The following is a 5,669-nucleotide window of genomic DNA, read 5'->3' on the forward strand; positions in this document are numbered from 1 at the left end:
GCCGCCCTGGTTGTCAGGATTTGGCGGCGGGCTTCTTGGCGGGCGCCTTCTTGGCCGGAGCCTTCCGCGTGGTCGTCTTCTTCGGCGCGGGAGCCCGCTCACGCCGCTCGGCCAGCAGTTCCGCCGCCCGCTCGATCGTGATCTCCTCCACCGTGTCACCCTTGCGCAGCGACGCGTTGGTCTCGCCGTCCGTCACGTACGGCCCGAAACGCCCCTCCTTGACCACAACGGGCTTCTTGGAGACGGGGTCGTCGCCCAGCTCCCGCAGCGGCGGCGCGGCCGCGGCCCGGCCCCTGCCCCGCTGCTTGGGCTGCGCGAACAGCTCCTTGGCCTGCTCGATCGTGACCGTGAACAGGTCGTCCTCGGAGGCCAGCGAACGCGAGTCGGTCCCCTTCTTCAGGTACGGGCCGAACTTCCCGTTATGGGCGACGACCTCCTCGCCCTCCAACTCGCCGACGACCCGCGGGATCGACAGCAGCCGGAGCGCGTCCTCGAGCGTCACGGTGTCCAGCGACATCGTCTTGAACAGTGAGCTGGTCCGCGGCTTCGGCGCGTCGGCCTTGCGGGTGCGCCGCTTCGGCGTCTCCTCCGCCGGCGGCTCCGGCAGGATCTCCGTGATGTACGGCCCGAAACGCCCGTCCTTGGCCACGATCCGGTTCCCGGTCACCGGGTCACTGCCCAGCTCGCGGTCCCCGGTCGGCCGCGAGAACAGCTCCTCGGCCTTCTCCGCGGTCAGCTCGTCGGGCGTCATGTCCTCGGGCACGTTCACCCGGGCGCCGTCCCTGTCCAGGTACGGGCCGTAACGCCCGACCCTGATAACGATGTCGGTACCCCTGATCGGGAAGGAGCTGATCTCCTTGGCGTCGATGTCGCCGAGGTCGGTGACCATCTCCTTCAGGCCCTCGTCGCCCTCCTCGCCGTAGTAGAAGCGCTGCAGCTCGGGCACGCGCTCCGCCCGGTCGTTGGCGATGTCGTCGAGCACCTTCTCCATCTCGGCGGTGAAGTCGTAGTCGACCAGGTTGCCGAAATGCTGCTCCAGCAGGTTGACCACGGCGAACGCCAGGAACGACGGCACCAGCGCCGTCCCCTTCTTGAAGACGTACCCGCGGTCGAGGATCGTGCCGATGATCGACGCGTACGTCGAAGGCCGCCCGATCTCCCGATCCTCCAGCTCCTTGACCAGCGAGGCCTCGGTGTAGCGGGCCGGAGGCTTGGTCGAGTGGCCGGCCACGTCGAGCCGCGTGACGCTCAGCGCGTCGCCCTCGGCCAGCGTCGGCAGCCGCTTCTCGGAGTCGTCGCGGTCGGTCGACGGGTCGTCGGCGCCCTCGACGTACGCCTTGAGGAAGCCGTAGAAGGTGATCGTCCGCCCCGAGGCGCTGAACTCGACGTCCTCGCCCGTGGCCGACCGGCCGCCCACCTTGACCGTGATCGACTCGCCGACCGCGTCCTTCATCTGCGAGGAGACGGTCCGCTGCCAGATCAGCTCGTACAGGCGGAACTGGTCACCGTTCAGCCCGGTCTCGCCGGGAGTGCGGAACTCCTCCCCGGAAGGCCGGATCGCCTCGTGCGCCTCCTGCGCGCTCTTGACCTTGCTGGAGTAAACGCGTGGTTTGTCGGGAACATACGCAGAGCCGTACAGCTTGATCGCCTGTGAGCGGGCGGCCGCCACCGCCGTCTCCGACAGCGTGATGCTGTCGGTACGCATGTAGGTGATGAAGCCGTTCTCGTAGAGCCGCTGCGCCACCTGCATCGTGTACTTGGCGGAGAAGCCCAGTTTCCGGCTGGCCTCCTGCTGCAAAGTGGTCGTCCGGAAAGGGGCGTAGGGCTTGCGGGTGTACGGCTTGCGCTCCACGGACTTGACCGCGAACGACGAGCTCTGGAGCCGGCCGGCCAGCTCACCGGCGGCGGCCTCGGACAGGTGGAGCACGTCGTTGGTCTTGAGCAGGCCGGTGCTGGCGAAGTCGCGCCCCTGGGCGACCCGCTTGCCGTCGACCGAGGTCAGCGTCGCGGTGAAGTCGCGCGGACGCTCCTCGGCCTTGCCCGTGTCGAACAGCGCCTGCAGGTCCCAGTAATGGGCGGACGTGAACGCCATGCGCTCGCGCTCGCGCTCCACGACCAGCCTGGTCGCCACCGACTGCACCCGGCCGGCCGACAGGCGCGGCTTGACCTTCTTCCACAGGACGGGGCTGACCTCGTAGCCGTAGAGGCGGTCGAGGATGCGCCGGGTCTCCTGGGCGTCGACGAGGCGCAGGTTGAGGTCACGCGGGTTGGCGACCGCGTCCCGGATGGCCTGCGGGGTGATCTCGTGGAAGACCATGCGGTGCACTGGCACCTTGGGCTTGAGCACCTCGCGCAGGTGCCACGCGATGGCCTCGCCCTCGCGGTCCTCGTCAGTGGCCAGGTAGAGTTCGTCGGCATCCTTCAGCAGCTGCTTCAGCTTGCTGACCTGCGACCTCTTGTCATGATTGACAACGTACAGCGGCTCGAACTCGTGCTCGACGTTCACGCCGAGGCGTGCCCACGGCTCCCCCTTGTACTTCTCGGGGATGTCATCGGCCCGCTCCGGCAGGTCCCGGATGTGGCCGATGCTGGACTCGACCATGTAGCCGGCACCGAGGTACCCGGAGATCGTCTTGGCCTTGGCCGGCGACTCGACGATCACCAGCCGCCGGGTTCCTCCGGTGCTGCCGTTGTTGGCTGGCACGCTGCTTCCTACCTCACTGTTCGCTTGCAATTCCCCCTGCCGGGAGCCGGCACAGATCTGAAAGGTAACCCGACTCGCGGAAATTTCCTTCCCCCGGACTACCCACTAGCTTCCGGCCCCACCCCACAAGCACGCAGAATAAGGCCCACTGAGCGGCATCGCGCCCTGACTCACCCTGGAGACTAATCGTTGTGCTCGACTACTCCTACATGGATATCTTCATTCCGCGCGACCTCTCCCGCGAAGCAGCACGTCAACTGCTGACCGAACACGCGGAGTACGGTCAGTGGGAGCTCTCGCGAGTGCGCCTGCATCCCGACGGAAGCCGTCATGTACGGTTGCGTCGCAAGATCATGCGCGTCCGCAGCACCCTGTGAGCGAGCATGCCCCTGTGACCGAGCATGCCCTGTGAGCGGACATGGCTTTGCCCGCCCCGGGCCGCGCCCCCGGAACGGGCAAAGCGTCTTTCGCTACGCGCTCACCGGCTGTGGGCGGTAGACGTCTTGGCTACCTCCGCGGAACTACGTCCCGCGGAACGGCTTCCCGCCGAACTACTTGCCGGCGGGCTACTTCCTACGGGGCTACTTCCTGCCGAGGCGGAAGCGGCGGGTGGTGGCGAACAGCGTCGCCGAGGCCGCCGCCATCGCGCCCAGGACCAGCGCGAACAGCGAGCCGTTGTTCATCCCGGTGACCCCGGCGGGCTGAGCCGCGCTCATCAGGCCCAGGTCGCCCGTCGGCAGGCCGCCTGCCGTGGACTTCACGGCGCCGCCGACCGGGGTGGAGCCGACCAGCGAGGTGGCGGGGTCGAGGGGGCCGGCCTGGTTCTTGGCGACCGGAGGCTTGCCGTACAGCGGCTTCTTGACCGGCACGGGGGTCACGTCGGTCAGCCCCGGCACCCCGTTCACCTCCGCCACACCCGGCACGCCGGGCAGGTTGGACATGCCGGGCAGCTCCGGCAGCGCGGGCAGACCGAACGTCCGGCTCAGCTCGTCCACGAGAGGCAGCCCCTCAGTGGCGCCGCCGCGCATCTGCTGGGTGGCGCCGCTGACGCCCTGCAGGCTGCCCAAGACGGGCAGAGCCGGCAACGCGGGCAGCACACCGCTCTCCTTCTTGGGAGAGTGCTTGGACGAGGCGTGGTAGCCGTAGTGCCCGTACCCGTCGGGGACCGGCTTGCCGACCCGCGAGCCGCCGAGGCAGCCGGCGGCGGCGTCACCCAGAACGGCCACGGCGTTGCCGCAGACGTTGATCGGAGCGGAGATCGGCGCGAGGATCTGGTTGCCCGCGAGGACCCCGCCCTTGCCGGAGGTGGTGTTGCCGCCCGCGGGCGGCGTGACGGTGGCGCCGCCCTTGCAACGGGCGTTCGCCTTGCCGACCACTGCCACCGCGACACCGCAGACACTGGCCGGGACACTGACCGGCGCCAGGATCTGGTTGCCCGCCAGCACACCGCTCTTGCCGGAGGTGGTGTTACGGCCGGTGCCCTGCCTGACCTCGGCGCCGCCCTTGCACCCGGCGAACGCCTTGCCCACCACCGCGACCGCCGTGCCGCAGACGCTGATCGGCGCGCTGACCCCGCTGATGATCTGGTTGCCGCTGATGACGCCGGAACGGCCGTCGGTGTCGTTGCCGGCCGAGTGCCACGGGTGGTGCATGTAGCCGTGCGCGCCGCCGCCGTTGTGCACGGACGCGCCGCCCTTGCAGCCCGCGAACGCCGTACCGACGACCGCTACGGCGTTGCCGCAGACGTTGATCGGGGCGGAGATCGGCGCGAGGATCTGGTTGCCGCCGAGCACGGAGCCGCGGCCGGAGGTGACGTTGCCGCCGCTGGAGGGGTTGGCGACGGAGGCGCCGCCCTTGCAGCCGGCGGTGGCCGCGCCGAAGATCGCCGCCGCGTTGCCGCAGACGTTGACCGGAGCGCTGACCGGGGCGTTGATCTGGTTGCCGCCCAGCACGCTGCCGTCGCCGGAGGTGAGGTTGCCACCCTTGCCGGAGTTGCGAACCGTCGCGCCGCCCTTGCAGCCCGCGGTGGCCTTGCCCACGACCGCGGCGGACACGCCGCAGGCGTTGACCGGGGCGCTGATCGGGGCGTTGATCTGGTTGCCGCCGAGCACGCTGCCGTTGCCCGAGGTGCGGCCGGGGATGCCGTGGTTCTCGACGGACGTGCCCCCCTGGGAGGAGGCGTTGGAGTGGCCGCCGACCGCGGCGGCGGTGCCGCTGATGTCGATCGGGATGGAGACCGGCAGGTTCACCTGGTTGCCGCCGAGGACGGAGCCGTCTCCGGAGGTGTCGGCCAGCGCGGTGCCGCTGCCGAAGGACATGACGGCTGCCGCTAGCAGAGCCGCGGGGGCCGAAGCCTTAGCCCACGTACGCATGATGAATGCTCCTACTTGGTTCATGGGGGGAATACCTGACAGTTCGCGGGCAGCCGAGGGCATGCGAGGTCGCAGTACGTACGTACGCCGCGCACAGCGGAGACCTCGACAGAATTCGCGAACCAGGACGACTGATGTGTCACCCGCTGGCGGAGGGGATGAGACCGCGCTCCGCTCTTACTTAGATGTGTGGCGGGGATCAGTCAGGTGAGAAAGAGGGGTCGTCCGCCGCTGTGCGGACGACCGGAGGAAGCACGCACGCCAGGGGGGCGCGCCGAGCCTCGATACGCGGGTCGACAGAGGACCTCGCGATATCTCCCATACCCGGCCCGAAGGGGCCGTTGCCACCGCCGTTGGGCACCAGACCATTGGTGTCCAGGATGTCGCTGGCGGTGGAAGAAGGTGGCAGACCGGGGTCCGACTGGCTGTTGAGCCCGTCGACCGTCAGTCCCGCCATCGCCGCGGCATTGGCCGGGGCATGTTCGTCAACCGGGGGGAAACCGTCCGTAGCGGACCCGGCGACATCGTGAGGAGTAAGGGCTGCCCCGGTCGCCGCTCCCGTCGCCGCGGTGGAGTCCGCGACCGCCGGAGCG

Annotated in this window: 4 protein-coding genes; 1 reads left to right on the top strand and 3 read right to left on the bottom strand. The window is 69.3% G+C overall.

What is annotated here, in order from left to right; translation table 11 throughout:
• Positions 1–13 precede the first annotated feature (13 nt).
• Positions 14–2,704: a type I DNA topoisomerase gene (gene topA / locus KME77_RS15655; protein WP_219467588.1), complete on the bottom strand. Its 2,691-nt coding sequence runs from the start codon at positions 2,702–2,704 to the stop codon at positions 14–16.
• 191 nt (positions 2,705–2,895) lie between these two features.
• Here topA and KME77_RS15660 point away from each other — a divergent pair, with 191 nt between their 5' ends.
• The gene (locus tag KME77_RS15660; protein WP_219467591.1) at positions 2,896–3,081 is read left to right on the top strand and encodes a DUF5703 family protein; all 186 of its coding nucleotides are present in this window, start codon (positions 2,896–2,898) and stop codon (positions 3,079–3,081) included.
• Positions 3,082–3,285: 204 nt separating this feature from the next.
• On the opposite strand, the gene KME77_RS15665 is transcribed toward KME77_RS15660, so the two are convergent.
• Together KME77_RS15665 and KME77_RS15670 are read right to left on the bottom strand one after the other, a co-directional pair.
• Entirely contained in the window at positions 3,286–5,022 is a 1,737-nt protein-coding gene (locus tag KME77_RS15665; protein ID WP_219467594.1) for a chaplin family protein, read from the bottom strand.
• Between the two features lie 253 nt (positions 5,023–5,275).
• On the bottom strand, positions 5,276–5,669 hold a 394-nt coding region (locus KME77_RS15670; RefSeq protein WP_219467597.1), incomplete at its 5' end, for a hypothetical protein.

The sequence above is a fragment of the Nonomuraea rhizosphaerae genome (genome assembly GCF_019396405.1).
Lineage (GTDB): Bacteria > Actinomycetota > Actinomycetes > Streptosporangiales > Streptosporangiaceae > Nonomuraea > Nonomuraea rhizosphaerae.

Coding starts and splice junctions, on each gene's coding strand:
- KME77_RS15665 (WP_219467594.1), bottom strand. CDS start 5,022: ATGTCCTTCGGCAGCGGCACCGCGCTGGCCGACACCTCCGGAGACGGC.